At 71.9% G+C, this 15,905-nt stretch carries 14 protein-coding genes and 1 tRNA gene; 10 read left to right on the forward strand and 5 right to left on the reverse strand.

The features are described from left to right. Positions 1 to 36 precede the first annotated feature (36 nt). From ACWED2_RS44055 to ACWED2_RS44080, 6 genes are all read left to right on the forward strand, one after another. Positions 37 to 2,130, forward strand: a complete 2,094-nt coding sequence (locus ACWED2_RS44055; RefSeq protein WP_449696470.1) for an ATP-dependent DNA helicase UvrD2 — start codon at positions 37 to 39, stop codon at positions 2,128 to 2,130. A 206-nt stretch (positions 2,131 to 2,336) separates the two neighbouring features. Continuing rightward, positions 2,337 to 2,609, forward strand: a complete 273-nt coding sequence (locus ACWED2_RS44060) for a hypothetical protein (RefSeq protein WP_449696471.1) — start codon at positions 2,337 to 2,339, stop codon at positions 2,607 to 2,609. A gap of 151 nt (positions 2,610 to 2,760) precedes the next feature. Continuing rightward, a complete protein-coding gene (locus ACWED2_RS44065) occupies positions 2,761 to 3,114 on the forward strand; it encodes a WhiB family transcriptional regulator (protein WP_449696472.1) in 354 nt (117 codons plus the stop codon). Further along, positions 3,111 to 3,365 carry a hypothetical protein gene (locus tag ACWED2_RS44070; RefSeq protein WP_449696473.1) on the forward strand — a complete coding sequence of 85 codons (255 nt, stop codon included), beginning with the start codon at positions 3,111 to 3,113 and terminating at the stop codon, positions 3,363 to 3,365. Before ACWED2_RS44065 ends, ACWED2_RS44070 begins: the two co-directional genes overlap by 4 nt. A 514-nt stretch (positions 3,366 to 3,879) precedes the next feature. Further along, positions 3,880 to 4,746, forward strand: coding sequence for a class I SAM-dependent methyltransferase (locus ACWED2_RS44075; RefSeq protein ID WP_449696474.1), 867 nt, complete (start codon positions 3,880 to 3,882; stop codon positions 4,744 to 4,746). Further along, entirely contained in the window at positions 4,743 to 4,928 is a 186-nt protein-coding gene (locus tag ACWED2_RS44080; RefSeq protein ID WP_449696475.1) for a hypothetical protein, read from the forward strand. Before ACWED2_RS44075 ends, ACWED2_RS44080 begins: the two co-directional genes overlap by 4 nt. Positions 4,929 to 5,019: 91 nt before the next feature. Here the strand turns inward: ACWED2_RS44080 and ACWED2_RS44085 are convergent, their stop codons facing one another. The 3 genes from ACWED2_RS44085 to ACWED2_RS44095 form a co-directional block, all read right to left on the reverse strand. Beyond that, on the reverse strand, positions 5,020 to 5,907 hold the full coding sequence (locus ACWED2_RS44085; RefSeq protein ID WP_449696481.1) for a hypothetical protein: 888 nt from the start codon (positions 5,905 to 5,907) through the stop codon (positions 5,020 to 5,022). 162 nt (positions 5,908 to 6,069) lie between these two features. After that, positions 6,070 to 7,410 (reverse strand): ABC1 kinase family protein, encoded by a 1,341-nt coding sequence (locus tag ACWED2_RS44090; protein ID WP_449696476.1) that lies wholly within the window; start codon positions 7,408 to 7,410, stop codon positions 6,070 to 6,072. A 60-nt stretch (positions 7,411 to 7,470) separates the two neighbouring features. Continuing rightward, positions 7,471 to 8,517 carry a ThiF family adenylyltransferase gene (locus ACWED2_RS44095; protein WP_449696477.1) on the reverse strand — a complete coding sequence of 349 codons (1,047 nt, stop codon included), beginning with the start codon at positions 8,515 to 8,517 and terminating at the stop codon, positions 7,471 to 7,473. Positions 8,518 to 8,747: 230 nt separating this feature from the next. Here ACWED2_RS44095 and ACWED2_RS44100 point away from each other — a divergent pair, with 230 nt between their 5' ends. Next, positions 8,748 to 9,257 (forward strand): M48 metallopeptidase family protein, encoded by a 510-nt coding sequence (locus ACWED2_RS44100; RefSeq protein ID WP_013223146.1) that lies wholly within the window; start codon positions 8,748 to 8,750, stop codon positions 9,255 to 9,257. A gap of 181 nt (positions 9,258 to 9,438) precedes the next feature. Here ACWED2_RS44100 and ACWED2_RS44105 read toward each other — a convergent pair whose 3' ends face one another. Continuing rightward, complete coding sequence (locus tag ACWED2_RS44105; RefSeq protein ID WP_449696478.1) at positions 9,439 to 10,797, reverse strand: zinc-dependent metalloprotease; 1,359 nt, start codon at positions 10,795 to 10,797, stop codon at positions 9,439 to 9,441. A gap of 191 nt (positions 10,798 to 10,988) precedes the next feature. Between ACWED2_RS44105 and ACWED2_RS44110 the strand changes: the two genes are divergently transcribed. Then, complete coding sequence (locus ACWED2_RS44110; RefSeq protein ID WP_449696482.1) at positions 10,989 to 11,993, forward strand: YlbL family protein; 1,005 nt, start codon at positions 10,989 to 10,991, stop codon at positions 11,991 to 11,993. On the opposite strand, the gene ACWED2_RS44115 is transcribed toward ACWED2_RS44110, so the two are convergent. Further along, a complete protein-coding gene (locus ACWED2_RS44115; protein ID WP_449696479.1) occupies positions 11,990 to 12,541 on the reverse strand; it encodes a PPA1309 family protein in 552 nt (183 codons plus the stop codon). The genes ACWED2_RS44110 and ACWED2_RS44115 overlap by 4 nt on opposite strands. 149 nt (positions 12,542 to 12,690) lie before the next feature. Here ACWED2_RS44115 and ACWED2_RS44120 point away from each other — a divergent pair, with 149 nt between their 5' ends. Together ACWED2_RS44120 and ACWED2_RS44125 are read left to right on the forward strand one after the other, a co-directional pair. Then, complete coding sequence (locus ACWED2_RS44120) at positions 12,691 to 15,693, forward strand: UPF0182 family protein (protein ID WP_449696480.1); 3,003 nt, start codon at positions 12,691 to 12,693, stop codon at positions 15,691 to 15,693. A 67-nt stretch (positions 15,694 to 15,760) separates the two neighbouring features. Continuing rightward, positions 15,761 to 15,834, forward strand: a tRNA-Met gene (locus ACWED2_RS44125). Positions 15,835 to 15,905: the final 71 nt, after the last annotated feature.

A 15,905-nucleotide genomic window follows, 5' to 3' on the forward strand; every position in this document is an offset into this window, starting at 1 on the left:
TGCCCCTGCCCCGTTTCCCCGTCCCCCTCTGCGAGGATGCCGGACGTGACCGGCGTACTTTCCCCGAAGAGCCTCACCCGTCTGCTCGATGGTCTCGACCCCGAGCAGCGCGCCGCCGCCAGTGCCCCCCGGGGGCCGGTCTGCGTGCTCGCCGGAGCCGGCACGGGCAAGACCCGCACGATCACCCACCGGATCGCCCACCTCGTCCGGTCCGGGCACGTTTCCGCCGGTCAGGTCCTCGCCGTCACGTTCACGACGCGGGCCGCGGGGGAGATGCGGACCCGGCTGCGAGGCCTCGGCGTCGACGCGGCGCAGGCGCTGACCTTCCACGCCGCCGCCCGCCGCCAGCTGCGGTACTTCTGGCCGCGCGTGGTCGGCGACCGGCCGTGGGACCTGCTGGAGAACAAGCTGCGGTTCGTCGGTCAGGCCGCGAACCGGGCCAAGCTCGGCACCGAGGTCGAGGTCCTGCGCGACCTGGCGAGCGAGATCGAGTGGGCGAAGGCGTCGCTGGTCAGCCCGGACGACTACCCGGCCGTCACCGCGCGCGCCCAGCGGGACATCCCGGCCCCGGCGGCGCAGGTCGCCGAGGTCTACCGGACCTACGAAGAGCTGAAGAACGCCGCGCAGGTGCTCGACTTCGACGACCTCCTGCTGCACACGACGGCGGTGCTCGAGGAGCACGGGTCCGTCGCCGAGGAGTTCCGGGACCGCTACCGCTGCTTCGTCGTCGACGAGTACCAGGACGTCACGCCGCTGCAGCAGCGCCTGCTCGACGCGTGGCTCGGCGGCCGCGACGACCTGACCGTCGTCGGCGACGCCAACCAGACCATCTACTCCTTCGGCGGCGCGTCGCCGCGGCCGCTGCTGGAGTTCACGCGGCGCTACCCGGATGCCACCGTCGTCCGCCTCGAGCGCGACTACCGGTCGACGCCCGAGGTCGTCGCGCTGGCCAACCGGGTGATCGGCGCGGCGCGGGGCCGTCCGGCGGGCTCGCGGCTGAAGCTGATCGGGCAGCGGCCGCCGGGGCCGGAGCCGCGCTTCGCCGAGTTCGACGACGAGGCGGTCGAGGCCGAGGCCGTCGCCCGGCGGGTGCGCGAGCTGCTCGACGGCGGCGTCTCGGCGAGCGAGATCGCGATCCTCTACCGGGTGAACGCCCAGTCCGAGGCCTACGAGTCGGCGCTGGCCGACGCCGGCATCCCGTACCTGGTCCGCGGCGGCGAGCGGTTCTTCAACCGGACGGAGGTCCGGCAGGCGATGTCCGCGCTGCGGGCCGCGAGTGGCGACGGCAGCTCCGACCTGGTCACGACGGTGCGTTCGGTGCTCGCGCGGGTCGGCCTGACCGAGTCGCCGCCCGCCGGCGGCGCGGCGAAGGAACGCTGGGATGCGCTCCTGGCGATCGTCGAACTGGCCGAAGAGCTCGCGGCGACGGTCGCGGACGCCGATCTGCCGCGCTTCTGCGCCGAGCTCGACCAGCGCGCCGCGGCCCAGCACCCACCGACGGTCGAGGGCGTGACGCTGGCGTCACTGCACGCGGCGAAGGGCCTGGAGTGGGACGCGGTGTTCCTCGTCGGCCTCGCCGAGGGCACGATGCCGATCCTGCACGCCGGCGACGACGAAGCGGCGATCGAGGAGGAGCGGCGGCTGTTCTACGTCGGCGTCACCCGGGCCCGCGAGCACCTGTGGCTGTCCTGGGCGCTGGCCCGCACCCCGGGCGCGCGGCGCAACCGGCGGCGCAGCCGGTTCCTCTACGGCCTGGTCCCGGAGGACCACCCGGCAGCGCGCGTCGCCCGGTCGCAGCAGAAGCCCGCGACGCCGGTCAAGACCCGCTGCCGCGTCTGCGGCGGGCCGCTGCCGGAGACCATCGACGTCAAGCTGGGCCGCTGCGGCCGGTGCCCGTCCACAGTGGATGAGGGCCTGCTGGAGCGGCTGAAGTCGTGGCGCACCGACCGGGCTCGCGAGCTCAAGGTGCCGGCGTTCGTCGTCTTCACGGACGCGACGCTGACGGCCATCGCCGAGCAGCGCCCGGCCGACGAGGCGGCGCTGGTGTCGATCTCCGGGATCGGCGCGACGAAGCTCGAACGCTTCGGTGCGGAGATCCTCGGCGTCGTCCGGGCGTCGACGGGGTCTTGACCGCGTCCGAACCATGATCGACGCGGCGAACCCGCTGCTCAGGGGCGATCTTCGTAACTTCGAGGATTTTCCCGTTAATTGAGTTGCACCGGTGTGGTGGAGAGCAATAACCTGCCAGTACCGAGCCCGAAGGGCTCGACTGGGGATCTACGGACAGCGCCGCTCGGCGGACGCGTGTGCAGAGTACAGAAGGAGGTGCCGGTGAAATGACCATCAACATGACGCTCACGAACCCGGGCACCCGTCTGTCCTGCGCCGCGGAAGTCGCGGCTGCTCAGCGCCCGGGCACCGGTGTGTTCACCGGTACTGCGTCCGTGAGCGCTCACGAGATCCGTGGCATGCGGCGCGTCGAGCGTCGTTGGGCCACCGGTGTCGTCGTCTTCGGGACGCAGGGCGTTCTCGCCGCGTACCCGCAGGCCGATCTGCCGACCATCAAGCAGTTCCGTGTTCCGTTGTCGATACGGGAGCGAAGTTCCTGACCTAGTCAGGACACGAGGCTCACGAAGGCCGCGGAACCGGAAAACCCGGATCCGCGGCCTTCGTGTTTTTGGCTGCACAACCCAAGAGGAACCAGCGTTGCCCAGCTTCAGCACCCAACCGGAAACCCGTACGGCACAAGGAGGAACCACCATGTCTTCGGCCATCGCCTACACCTCGGGTGAGGCAATATTCGCCGACCTGCTCGACCCGATCACCGTTCCCGACGTCGCGCTGCCCTGCCGTTCGGGCGACGCGGACCTGTGGTTCGCGGAGTCCCCGGCCGAGCTCGAGCGCGCCAAGGCCCAGTGCGCGGACTGCCCGGTCCGCGAGGCCTGCCTGGCGGGCGCCCTGGCCCGTCGCGAGCCGTGGGGCGTCTGGGGCGGCGAGATCTTCGAGCGCGGCGCGGTGATCGCGCGCAAGCGGCCCCGCGGCCGCCCGCGCAAGAACGCTGTCGAGCCCGCCGCCGCCAAGGCCGGCGGCGATCACCGGAGCGCCGCCGCATGAGCGTCGAACCGGTCACCACGAGGGACTACGAAGCCCACCCCCGCAGCGAAGAGCTGCAGTTGACGAAGACCGAGATCGAGGAGATCAGCGAGATGTTGCTTTACGAAGAACTGTCCAGGGCCCGAATACGGGACCTGGAGGAGGGGGTCCGCGCCCAGCGGGCCCGAGGTAGCGCACGTGCCGCGCGCCGCTGGACGCGAGTAGCCCGCTGGGCGGCTCGACGGGCGGAGCGGTACCAGGACCAGAACTGAGCGCAGGCCCCTGCCACCCGTCCCGCGGGCGGCGGGGGCTTTCGCGCTTTGCCGCAGCTCGGCGGCGGTGGCGTGCTGCCCGGGGTGCGGTCGTGCTTGGGGCGGGCGCGGTGGGGCGCGGCCGCCGGAGGTCCGGCTGCGTCGTGCGATCCGGCTGGTGGCGGCGTGCTGCCGGGGGTGCGCGCGGTGGCGGTGCCGCCGAGTTGCGGTTGCGTCGCGTGGTCCGGCTGGTGGGGGGCGCCTTGCCGGGACGCGTGGTTGGGTCGGTGGCGGTGCGGGGCGTGATGGTGCCTGCGGGGCGCGGTTGGGTCTCGGCGGGGGCCGGGGCTGCCGGGCGCGGTGCGTGGTGGGCACCGTGCCGGAGGCGGCTGGGTTGGGGCGGTGCGGAGCCGCGTCGCGTGGGCGACTGCGCTGCCGGCCGGGTGGGCGCCGCGGGGCCCTGATGGTGTCGGCCTTCTTCGGGTGGGCTTGTTTCGGGGCCTCCTGGGGCTGGGCGCTGGTGTTGAATGGGCTGATGTCCGGACACACCCACGGCGACATCGACTGGGCGGATCGCCTGGCTCAGTTGCGCATGGCCGATGCCCTCGATGCCGGGGCGCTTGCTCCCGTTGCCCGGCGGCTTGTCGGCTCGGTGGGGGTGCGGCCCACCGTTGTCGATGTCGGGTGCGGGGCCGGGGGCATGAGCGTGCTCTTCGCGCGTGAGCTCGCCCGTGGATCCGGGGGCACCCTGGTGCTCTTCGACGCCACGCCGAAGCTGCTGGTCGAGGCCGAACGGGCCGTGGCCGAGGTGGCCGGGGAGTCGGTCGAGGTCGTCGGCCTGCTCGGGGACCTCACCGATCCCGCGCTGGCGGTGCCCGCCGCCGACCTTGTGTGGGCCTCCGGTGTTGTGCACCACGTCGGGGATCAGCAAGCCGCGCTGCGCACCCTTGCCGGGTGGGTGCGGCCGGGTGGCGTGGTCGCCATCTCCGAAGGTGGGCTCGAGATGCGGTGCCTCCCGTGGGATCTCGGTGTCGGGCGGCCCGGGCTGGAGCAGCGGTTGCTGGCGGCTCGGGCGTCGTGGTTCGAACGGATGCGGGCCGGGATTCCGGGCAGCGTCGGCATGCCCTACGGCTGGCCGCGGGCACTTCGCGAGGCCGGGCTCGAGGATGTCGAGTCGTTCGGGGCGCTCGTCGACCACCCGATGCCCGGCTCGGACCTCCTGCGTGAATACGTGGTGCACCGCGTCGGGTGGTTTGCCGATTCGGCCGGGGAATGGCTCGACGCCGACGACCGTGCCGCGGCCGCCGCGCTCACCGATCCGCAGAGCCCGCACTTCCTCGGCCGCCGGGACGACCTGTACCTGCTCGGCGCCAAGTCGATCCACTGTGGACGGTTGCGGTGAGCGCGCCGGAACCGGTGGTGTGCACGCGCTGCGGCCGGACTCGCGCTGCCGGCGAAGACCCGGCTACGGCGCTCGCTTGGGTGTCCACCCGGGAGCGCGGCTCGCTGCGGTGGCTGTGCCCGGACTGCGCGCGGCAGCACGTGCGGGACATCGAAGGCAAGCTGCCGGACGAGTACTGGTGATCAATTCGCCCTCCTGAACGGGTGAAGCGCGGATCGGTGGGGCCGGGGCGTGCGGCGGGCTTCGTGGTCCGCCGGTCGGGGGCGGACGGCGTCAGGCTGCGCCGCCGAGGGATGTCTGTGCGACGGCGCGGACCTTGGGGCGGGGTGTCCTGGACGCTTCGCCGAAGGCCCTGGCCAGCTCTTGCGCCACCGCTCGGGGGACCTGGTGCAGCTGCCTGACCGTGCACCGCACCAGGACGATGCCCGTCGCCGCCAGGGCCAGGTGGCTGAAGCCGCCTCCCGTGCCCGGGTTGCAGCGGTACTGCCAGGCCAGGCCGAGCTCGTCCCACCAGGCGTCCGCCTCGCCGATGCGGCGGCCGCGGCGGTCGCAGATCGTCTGGTCCCAGCTCGGCGGCGGGATGGGCACCAGGTCCAGGACGCGGGCGGCCAGGCCGTGCGCCTGGATCGGTCCTTCGTCGAGCCCGCGCAGCACCTTGCGGACCACCGCCGTGCCCCGCTGGGGACCTGCCGCGAGCTCCGCCAGCAGCTCCCGGCGGTCGCACAGGCCCCAGTAGAGCGGCAACGTCAGCAGCGCCCGGATGCGCGCCGGGTCGGGTTCGGACCGCGCCAGGTCCAGGGTCGCCCGGGCCACCGGTGCGAACGGGAGGCCGTCGACCCGGACCGGGTCCGGCAACCGGGCCGTGCGCGCCAGGCGCACCCCCTCGCACGCCACCACCCGGCAGTGGTCGGGCACCAGCAGGCGGATTTCGCCCTCCGCCGGGCACTTCACGCCGTGGGCCTGCAGGGCGTCGGCGCCGGTGATCACCACCCCGGGCCCGTAGCGCACGAGCGCAGCGTGCAGCAGCTGCTGCCGCGTCGGGGCGGTGTTGCGCAGCAGGACGACACCGGGGTGCAGGCGGCGCCACGGCCCTCCCGGGCCGCAGAGCCGCCGGGTTCTTCGGTCGGACACCCCGGCCCGGCGCAACTGTTCGAGGTCCATCACCTCGCAGGCGTCGGGATTACGAAGGGCGAGCGGGTCGGTGCATTGAGTAGCAGTCATGTACCGAGCATGACGGCTCGGCCAACCGGGTGGAACCCCGTCCACCACAGCTGTGGACAACTCGGCCGGATCCCTCCGTTCGAGGCCCCGCCTGTGGACAACTCAGGCGGCGAACCCCGGCTGCCAGCGCTCCACGATGCCGCGGGCCGGTATCTCCGCGTCGAGCTGGCAGAGGATGCCCGTCGACCCCGCCGTCACCCGGTGGATCATCAGGTACTCGGGCGGCAGGTTGAGCGAACGGCCGACCCGGAAGTCGTTGCCGCGGCTGTCGCCCACCCGACCGGCCTGCTTCTGCATCCAGCGGCGGGTGAAGTGGAACGTCGGCGCCGCCAGCGGCTCGGTGAACGGCGCGAGGTAGGCGAGCACCTCCTCCGCGGTCAGGTCGCTGTCCGGCCGGATGAACCGGTTCTCCCGCAGCAGGCGCATCAGCTCGGCGGACTCGCCGTCGAGCGCCAGGCGCGTCATCTCGCCCAGGTGGCGGGGGATGCCTTCGGGCAGCCGGGCGACGCCGCCGAAGTCGATGACGACCAGCCTGTCGTCTTCCGTGATCATGAAGTTGCCCGGGTGCGGGTCCGAGTGCAGCAGGTGGACGCGCTCCGGCGACGAGTAGTGGAACTCCGCCAGCAGCCGGCCCGCCAGGTTCCGGGTCTCGCGGTCGCCGTCCGCGATCACCTTCGACAACGGCGTGCCGCTCGCCCATTCCGTCACGACGACCTTCGGCGCGCTGGCCACCACCCGCGGCACCAGGATGCCGGGATCGCCGTCGAACGCCTTCGCGAAGGCGCGCTGGTGCTGGGCCTCGGCCTGGTAGTCGAGCTCCTCGCTCATCCGCTCGGCGAGCTCGGCCAGCAGCGGCTTGACCTCCGTGCCGGGCACGAACGCCTGGAACAGCCTGCTGAACCGCTGCAGCTGCCGCAGGTCGCTGCGCAGGGCCTCGTCGGCGCCCGGGTACTGCACCTTGACCGCGACCGCCCGGCCGTCGTGCCAGACCGCGCGGTGCACCTGGCCGATGCTCGCGGCCGCCGCCGGCTCGTCGTCGAAGGAGGCGAACCGGCTGGTCCAGGTGCGGCCGAGCTGCTCGGCGAGCACCCGGTGGGTCTGCCGGACCGACATCGGCGGCGCGGCGGTCTGCAGCTTCGTCAGCGCTTCGCGGTACGGCTTCGCCATGTCGTCCGGCACCGCCGCCTCGAACACGCTCAGCGCCTGGCCGAACTTCATCGCGCCGCCCTTGAGCGTGCCGAGCACCTCGAACAGCTGCTCGGCGGCCTTCGCCGACAGCGTCGCGTTCACCTGTTCCGCGCTCTGGCCCGCGAGCCTCTTGCCCCAGCCGCCGACCGCCCGGCCGGCGATGCCGAGCGGGAGACTGGCGAGCTTGGCGGTACGGGCGGCACCCTTGCGCGGCATCGCGGTGTCACGATCGGCTGGGTCGCGGAAGTCGGTCACAACGGCGATTCTGCCCTGCGGCCTCGGCGGCGCGCAGCCTGCGAGAGACGTCTTCGTGGGCTACGTCTCCAGGATCACCTCCCCGGCGCCGCAACGGCACCGCGGATGCGGCGGCCAGCGCCGGTGGCGGATGCGGCCGTCGAAGGCGTCGATCTCGAGGGTCGCGTTCCACGCCGGTGGGGCCGGCGCGCTGGGGGAGAGCAGCCGCATCGCCTGGGCGACGGCCAGCGACGCGCAGGACTGGACCGCGCCGAGGTCGGGCCGCTGGTGCCGGCCGGCGAGCTGCCCGGCGACGCGCGGCCAGCACGGGTCGAGGTCCGTGCGGTGCAGGTCGGCGCAGCGCAGGCACGAGCTGCGGCCCGGCACGACCAGGGGACCGACGATGCCGGTGCCGTCGCGGACGCGCGCCGCCAGGTGCGGGACGCCGTCGCCCATCAGCTCGGCGACGAGCTCGGGGGCCGGCACGACGGCGTCGGTGAGCAGGGCCAGATCCGGGTGCCGGTCGTGCAGGCGGGTGACGCGGACCTCGGGATCGACCCGGCGGAGCAGGTCGGCGAGGGCCTGTCGCCGCGACCGGCCCAGGTCTCCGGTGGTGAAGCCGGAGCCGAGGTCGTGCTCGGTCACCGTGCCGGGCACCCGCAGCTCGACGTGCCCGATGCCGGCGTTGGCCAGCAGCACGGCGGCCGCCACCGCCACCCGGCCGTCGCCGTGCACGGAGACCGCGGCGGTGCGCCGCCGGTCGGCCATGGCCGGCTGGTGGTGCCGGGCCCGCAGCGACCAGAGGCCGGGCTCGCCGCGGAAACCCTGGCCGTCGGGCCGGCCCGCGTCGGTGACCAGGCCGAGCGCGGTCAGCTGCCGCAGCAGCGTGCGCAGCTGCTCGCGGTGTTCGCTCTCCGCGAGCAGAAGCCGCTCGACGTGCTTGCTGCCGTCGAGGGCGCGGAGCTTCGCGACGAGGTACGGGGAGAGGTTTTCGACGATCACGCCGTGGCGCGGGTCGAGGCCGATCTGGATCTCGCGGGGACCGCGTTCGAGCACGGTGAGGCCCGGGAGCAGGGCAGGGTGGGCCGGCAGGAGGACCGGTGGCATGTCCGCGGTGTCGAGGATCATGTCCGCAGGATCGCATCCGGCGGCGGCCGGGAGGCTCGGGAAGACGCCGGAACGGCCGAGTTGTCCACAAGTGGAACCGGCTGTGGACAACTCGGGTCTGTGACCTCGAAGCGCTCGGAGTTGTCGGTGCCGGGCCGTACCGTTGTCGGGTGGTCGAAGCACGGATGCCCTCACTGAGAGGCCGGGGGGACACGAACCCCCCGTCGGACACACCCGGACACAAGGTCGAAGTGCGGCGCAGCCAGCGCCGGCACCGGACGGTCACCGCGTATTGGAACGACGACACGCTCGTCGTGCTCATCCCCGCGCGGATGACCAGGGCGGAGGAGAAACACTGGGTCGCCGAGATGGAGCGCAAGCTGCAGCGCTCGGAACCACGTCGGCCGGCGTCCCCGAAGACGTCGGACGAAGCCCTGCTCGCGCGCTGCGCGCTGCTGTCGGGCAAGTACCTGGGCGGCACCGCGGTGCCGGCGAGCGTCCGCTGGGTGCCGCCGATGCGCACGCGGTGGGCGTCCTGCACGCCGGTCGACGCGACCATCCGGGTCAGCGAACGGCTGCGGAAGGTGCCGCCGTGGGTGCTGGACTACGTGCTGGTGCACGAGCTGGCGCACCTGCGGGAGCCCGGGCACGACGCGGCGTTCTGGGCGTTGGTGCAGCGGTACCCGAAGACGGAACGCGCGATCGGGTACCTGGAAGGGCTGTCGGCCGCTGCCGGGTGGGGGATCTCCACCGAGGACTAGGCGGATGACGACGGCCGGGGTGGCCTGCTTCGGCGGGCCGCCCCGGCTGGTTCGCTCCCCGGGGCCGGGGAAGGAATCACGGTCAGAGAGGGGAGGTCGTGATGAGAGGTGGTCGACCTGCGCCGGGACAGCAGAAGGCCGGTGCCCGCGAACGCGGGGCACCGGCCCTCCGGAGCTCGGCTCAGGACTGCTTGCCGCCCTCTTCCGACGGGGGCTCGTCCTTCTCCGCGCGCTCGGCCTGCTCCGTGCGCTCCAGCTCCGCGATCGGGTCGAGCCCGTCGAGGAGGTCACTGGAGCCCACCCGGTCCGCGAAGTCGATCGGCTCGTCCAGGTCCTCCGCCGTCGGCATCAGGTCCGGGTGGGACCACAGGCCGTCGCGCTTCTCCGTGCCGTGGCGCTCGCCCACCAGGCTCCACAGGTTCGATGCGTCCCTCATGCGGCGGGGGCGCAGCTCCAGGCCCACCAGGGTGGCGAACGTCTGCTCGGCCGGGCCGCCCGTGGCCCGGCGGCGGCGCAGCGTCTCGCGCAGGGCGTCCGCTCCCGGCAGGCGGTCACCCACCGCTTCGGCCACCACCACGTCCACCCAGCCCTCGACCAGGGCCAGCAGCGTCTCCAGGCGACGCAGGGCCGCCTTCTGCTCCTCCGTCGTCTGAGGCTCCAGCAGCCCCGAGGACATCGCCTCTTCGATGCTCGCCGGGTTCGCCGGGTCGATGCGGCCGGCCAGGGACTCCAGGGCCGCGGTGTCCACCGAAATACCGTGGGCGAACTCCTCGACCGTCGCCAGCAGGCGCTGCCGCAGCCACGGGACGTGCGTGAACAGGCGCTGGTGCGCCGCCTCGCGAGCGGCCAGGAACACCAGGATCTCGCTGTTCGGCAGCTCCAGGCCCTCGGCGAACTTCTCGATGTTCGCCGGCAGCAGGGCCGACGTGCCGGCCGGGGCCAGGGGCAGGCCGATCTCGGTCGACGTCAGCATCTCCGAGGCCAGCTGGGCCAGCGCGTTGCCGAGCTGGGAGCCGAAGGCCATGCCGCCCATCTGCCCCATCATCTGCAGCAGCGGGCCCGCGGCCTGCTGCGCCTCCTCCGGCAGCGCCTGCATCCAGGCGCCCGAGACCTGCCGGGCCACCGGGTCGCACAGCCGCTGCCACGTCGGGAGCGTCTTCTCGACCCAGGACCGCGGCGACCAGGCGACCGTCGACGTCGCGCCGGCCGGGAAGACCGTCGCCGCGTCGAGCCAGAGCTCGGCCAGGTGGGCCGCGTCGCGGACCGCCGCGTTCGCGTCGTCACCACCCCGGAAGCCGAGTTTGCTCTCGCCGGTGTTGCCGGCGCTGCCCAGGGTCTGCAGGGCGATCTGCTTGGCGAGGTCGTAGTTCACCGGCCCGCTGGAGCTGCCGGCCTGGCTGAGCATCTGGCCCAGCTGGCTCAGCATCTGCCCGAGCTGGTTGAAGGCCTCGGCGCCGGACTGCTGCCCGCCTTCCGAGGGGTCGTTCTCACCTCGTTTGTCGGGATCGGAAGGTCCGAAGCCGAACGGGGGTTTGCTCATGTGTCCACCGTACGCGGCTCGAGGCCCGTCGAGCGCGTCAACCGTGGCCTTCACCGGGAAGCGAACGCGGTCACCGTACGCTGTCGGTCGTGACCAAGTCCTCCGAGGAGACCGCCCCCGCGAAGAGCGCCCCGGAACCGGCGCCGGAGCCGTCCGGCGAGGCCCGCCGGATGACCCGCCGCGGCTGGACACTGGTGGTCAGCGGCTCGCTGTTCCTGATCTTCGTGGTGCTCGGCTCGGTGGTGCCGGTGCCGTTCGTCGCGATCAGCCCCGGCCCGACCTACGACACGCTGGGTCGCGACGCGGCGGGCAACCCGGTCATCCAGGTCACCGGCCACGAGACCCACCCGACCACCGGCGAGCTGCGGATGACCACGGTCTCCCTGCACGACGGCGTCACCCTGTTCCAGGGCCTCGGCTTCTGGGCCAGCGGGCGGTACGCGCTCGCGCCGCGCGAGGAGTACTTCAAGCCGGGCGAGACGAACGAGCAGGTCAAGCAGGAGAACATCCAGCAGCTGCAGGACTCGCAGACCAACGCCCAGGTCGCCGCCCTACGCAAGCTGGGCTACCCGATCAAGGTGCTGGCGAAGCAGATCGTCTCCGGCAGCCCGGCCGACCACGTGCTCTCGCCCGGCGACAAGCTGATCACCGTCAACGGCAAGAAGATCGTCGAGGCCGCCGACGTGCGGGCCGCGCTCACCGGCACCCTGCCCGGCCAGACCGTCCAGATCACCTTCCAGTCCGACGGCCAGCCCGAGCGGACCGTGCCGCTCACCCTTGCCGCGCGCCCCGACCGCAAGGAGGGCTTCATCGGCCTCACCGCGGTCGACCGCGCCGACGCCCCCTTCACCGTCAACATCTCCCTGCAGGACGTCGGCGGCCCGTCGGCCGGGCTGATGTTCACCCTCGCCATCATCGACCGCCTGCAGTCCGGCGACCTCGCGGGCGGGCGGCACATCGCCGGCACCGGCGAGATCACCGAGACCGGCGAGGTCGACCCGATCGGGGGGATCTCGTTCAAGGTCGTCGGCGCCCGCGAAGCCGGTGCCACCGACTTCCTGGTGCCCGCGCACAACTGCGCCGAGGCCAAGACCACCGCGCCGGCCGGCCTCAACCTCATCAAGGTGTCCACACTGGACGACGCGCTCACCCAGCTGGCCAACCTCAAGGCGGGACGGCCGACGGCCGCCTGCTAGGGCAGCAGCGTGGCCTTCAACGCTTCGACCAGGTTCGGGGCCAGGTCGGGGCTTTCCACGATCTCGTCCACCGTCTCGTCCGCGACCTCGGCCGTGCCGATCCCGCGCAGGCGCATCACGCAGGCGCCTTCGCCGTCGCGCAGGACGGCCGCGACCAGCCGGGCCTCGGTGCGCTGCGGGTGGTCGGCGGCCGCGCGGCGGAGGCTCTCGGCGTCCGCTTCGGCGACGTCCGGCAGCTCCGACTCCGAGCCCGGCGGCAGCACGATGATCTCCTGCGCCAGCGCGCAGCCGATCACCAGATCGGGCCACGCGATCCGGCCCAGCGCCTCGGCCAGGTCGCCCTCGGGCAGCGCCTCCTGGGCCACCGGCGTCAGCGGGTTCGCCCGGTCGAGCTGCCCGGCCAGCTCCGGCTGCTCGTCCAGCAACGCCGCCGTCGGCACCAGCGCGAACAGCTGCGGCGGCTGGTCCCAGCCGCCCGCGGCCATGAACTCCTCGATTTCACGGGCGAGCGCGGCCACGCCGGCCTGTCGCGCTTCGTTCGCTGCCATGCGCACATCGTGTCAGGTCGGCCGGTGCCCCGACGCCGCGAGTCCGGTTTGGGCGGGTCCCGGGAACTTCACCGGGCATCCGTAGAGTTAGGGAATCAGGGGGCGCACGCGCCCCTGCTCAGGTATTGACGAAGACAGGAGCGTGTGCCGTGGCGACTCGGCCCCCGGTGAGCCTGCCGAAGCTGTCCCGGCGGAGCCGGATCCTCCTCATCATCGCCGCGGTGATCGTGCTGGCGCTGCTGCTCGGAGCCCGCCTCCTCGACACGTACGTCGACTGGCTGTGGTTCGGCGAAGTCGGTGCGCGCGGCGTGTTCACCACCCAGGTGATCACCCGGATCATCCTCTTCTTCGCGGTCGGCCTGTTCGTCGGCGGCGCGCTGGCGGTCAGCCTGATGATCGCCTACCGGACCCGCCCGGTGTTCGTGCCGATCTCCGGCGCCGACGACCCGCTCGCGCGCTACCGCTCGGCGATCGTCGCCCGGATCCGCCTCTTCGGCGTCGGCATCCCGGTGCTCACCGGCCTCATCGCCGGCCTGTCCGCCCAGAGCGACTGGCAGGTCGTCCAGCTGTTCCTCAACGGCACCTCGTTCGGCCAGACCGACCCCGAGTTCGGCAACGACGTCGGCTTCTACGCCTTCGACCTCCCGTTCATCAACTGGCTGCTCGGCTGGCTGTTCATCACCGTCGTCATCTCCTTCTTCGGCGCGCTGATCTCCCACTACGTCTTCGGCGGCATCCGCCTGGCCGGCAAGGGCGGCCAGCTCGCCGGCCCGACCCGCGCGCAGCTCGCCATCCTCGTCGGGCTCTTCGTGCTGCTGAAGGCGGTCGAGTACTTCTTCGACCGGTACAACCTGCTGCTGTCCGACCGCGGCATGCCGCTGTTCGTCGGCGCCACCTACACCGACCTCAACGCGGTGCTGCCGGCCAAGCTGATCCTGCTGTGCATCTCGGTGATCTGCGCGATCGCGTTCTTCGCCGGTGCGTTCCTCCGGAACCTCCAGCTCCCGGCCATCGCACTGGTGCTGCTCATCCTGTCCGGCATCCTCGTCGGCGTCGCCTGGCCCGCCATCCTCGACCAGTTCTCGGTGAAGCCGAACGCGAACGAGAAGGAAGCGACGTCCATCCAGCGCAACATGGACGCCACCCGCCGCGCCTACGGTCTCACCGACGTCCAGTACCAGCCCTACACCGGCAAGTCGGACGCCACCCCGGACCAGATCAAGAGCGACAACGGGACGATGTCGAACATCCGGCTGCTCGACCCGAACATCCTCTCCGACACCTTCACCCAGCGCGTCGGCCGCGAGAACTTCTACGGCTTCCCGGCCAAGCTGGACATCGACCGCTACACCGTCGGCGGCGTGACGCAGGACTACATCGTCGCCGCCAAGGAGATCAAGACCGAGGGCCTCACCGGCAACCAGACCAGCTGGATCAACAAGCACCTCGTCTACACCCACGGCAACGGCTTCGTCGTCGCGCCGGCCAACACCATCGACCGCGCGGTCAAGGACGCCAACTCCGACGGCGGCTACCCGATCGCCACCACCAGCGACACGCAGAACCCGGCAGGCGCCGGCGCGCCCGCCACCGGCCAGCCCGGCATCGAGGTCAAGGAACCCCGCATCTACTACGGCGAGCTGTCCGCCGCGGAATCCGACTACGCCATCGTCGGCGGCACGACCGGCAACGCGCCCGGCGAGTACGACACCGCCACCGACCGCTACAAGTACACCGGCAGCGGCGGCGTCTCGATCGACAACTGGTTCAACCGCCTGGCCTTCGCCGCCGAGTACGGCGAACGGAACATCCTGTTCTCCGACGCCATCGGCGACAACTCCAAGATCATGTACAACCGAGACCCGCGCGACCGCGTCAGCAAGGTCGCGCCGTGGCTGACCCTCGACGGCGACCCGTACCCGGCGGTCGTCGACGGCAAGATCCAGTGGATCATCGACGGCTACACCACGCTCAACAACTTCCCGTACGCCCAGCAGACCCAGCTCGGCGCGGCCACGAACGACTCCCTCAACGGCGTCGCCCGCCAGGCCAACAGCTCCATCAACTACATCCGCAACTCGGTCAAGGCCACCGTCGACGCCTTCAACGGCACCGTCACGCTGTACTCCATCGACGACAAGGAACCGGTCCTCAACGCCTGGGAGAAGGTCTTCCCCGGCCTCGTGAAACCGAGCTCCGAGATCTCCCCGGACCTGCGCGCCCACTTCCGCTACCCCGAGGACCTCTTCAAGATCCAGCGTGAACTGCTGTCGCGCTACCACGTCAGCAACCCGCAGGAGTTCTACTCGCAGCAGGCCTTCTGGAGCGTCCCCCAGGACCCGACCGCCGAAGGCGGCTCCAACCCGGCCGCGGCCGGCGCGGCCAACCAGCCCGGCTACTACGTCCTCGCCGACACCCCGGGCCAGAGCCGGCCGACGTTCCAGCTGACCAGCTCGCTCACCGGCCTCCAGCGCCAATACCTCGCCTCCTGGATGTCGGTGTCCTCCGACCCCGCCGACTACGGCAAGATCCGCGTCCTCCAGCTACCCAGCGCGGCCACCGGAGCCACCCAGGTCGACGGCCCCGTCCAAGTCCAGAACCGGTTCCAAAGCGACTCCCGCGTCGCCCAGGACCGCACCCTCTTCAACAACCCCAACGTCACCCCCATCTACGGCAACCTGATCACGCTCCCGGTCGCCGACGGCTTCCTCTACGTCGAACCCGTCTACATCCGGCAACGCAACCAGAACAGCTACCCGCAGCTGGCCCGCGTCCTCGTCTCCTACGGACCCAAGGTCGGCTACGGCGCCACCCTCCAGGAAGCCCTCGACCAGGTCTTCGGCGCCGGCACCGGCGAAGCCACCACCACCCCGCCCCAAGCCGGCCAGCCGACGACCACCCCACCGAGCTCCACCAACCCGACCACCACCCCGCCCGCCAACAACGGCGGCGGCAACGCGGCCCTCGACCGCGCAGTCGCCGACATCCAGTCGGCCCTCGCCAAACTCAAAGCCGCCCAGCAATCCGGCAACTTCACCGACCAAGGCGCCGCACTCGCCGCCCTCGACGCAGCAGCACGCGCCTACGAAGCAGCCAAGACCGCAGCACCCGGAACCAGCACACCACCCCCCAGCACCCAGCCCGGAGGGTGACGTCGATTACCCCCACGGCACCTGCTTTGCACCCGCCCGAAAGACAGGCGTAAGGTAGGTGCCACGACGCGGGGTGGAGCAGCTCGGTAGCTCGCTGGGCTCATAACCCAGAGGTCGCAGGTTCAAATCCTGTCCCCGCTACAGAGGTTGGGAGGGGTGGGGGGGGGGGGGGGCGGCGCCCCCCCCCCCATCGCAATATTTTTATTGGGGTG

This window comes from Amycolatopsis sp. NPDC005003 (assembly GCF_053600695.1).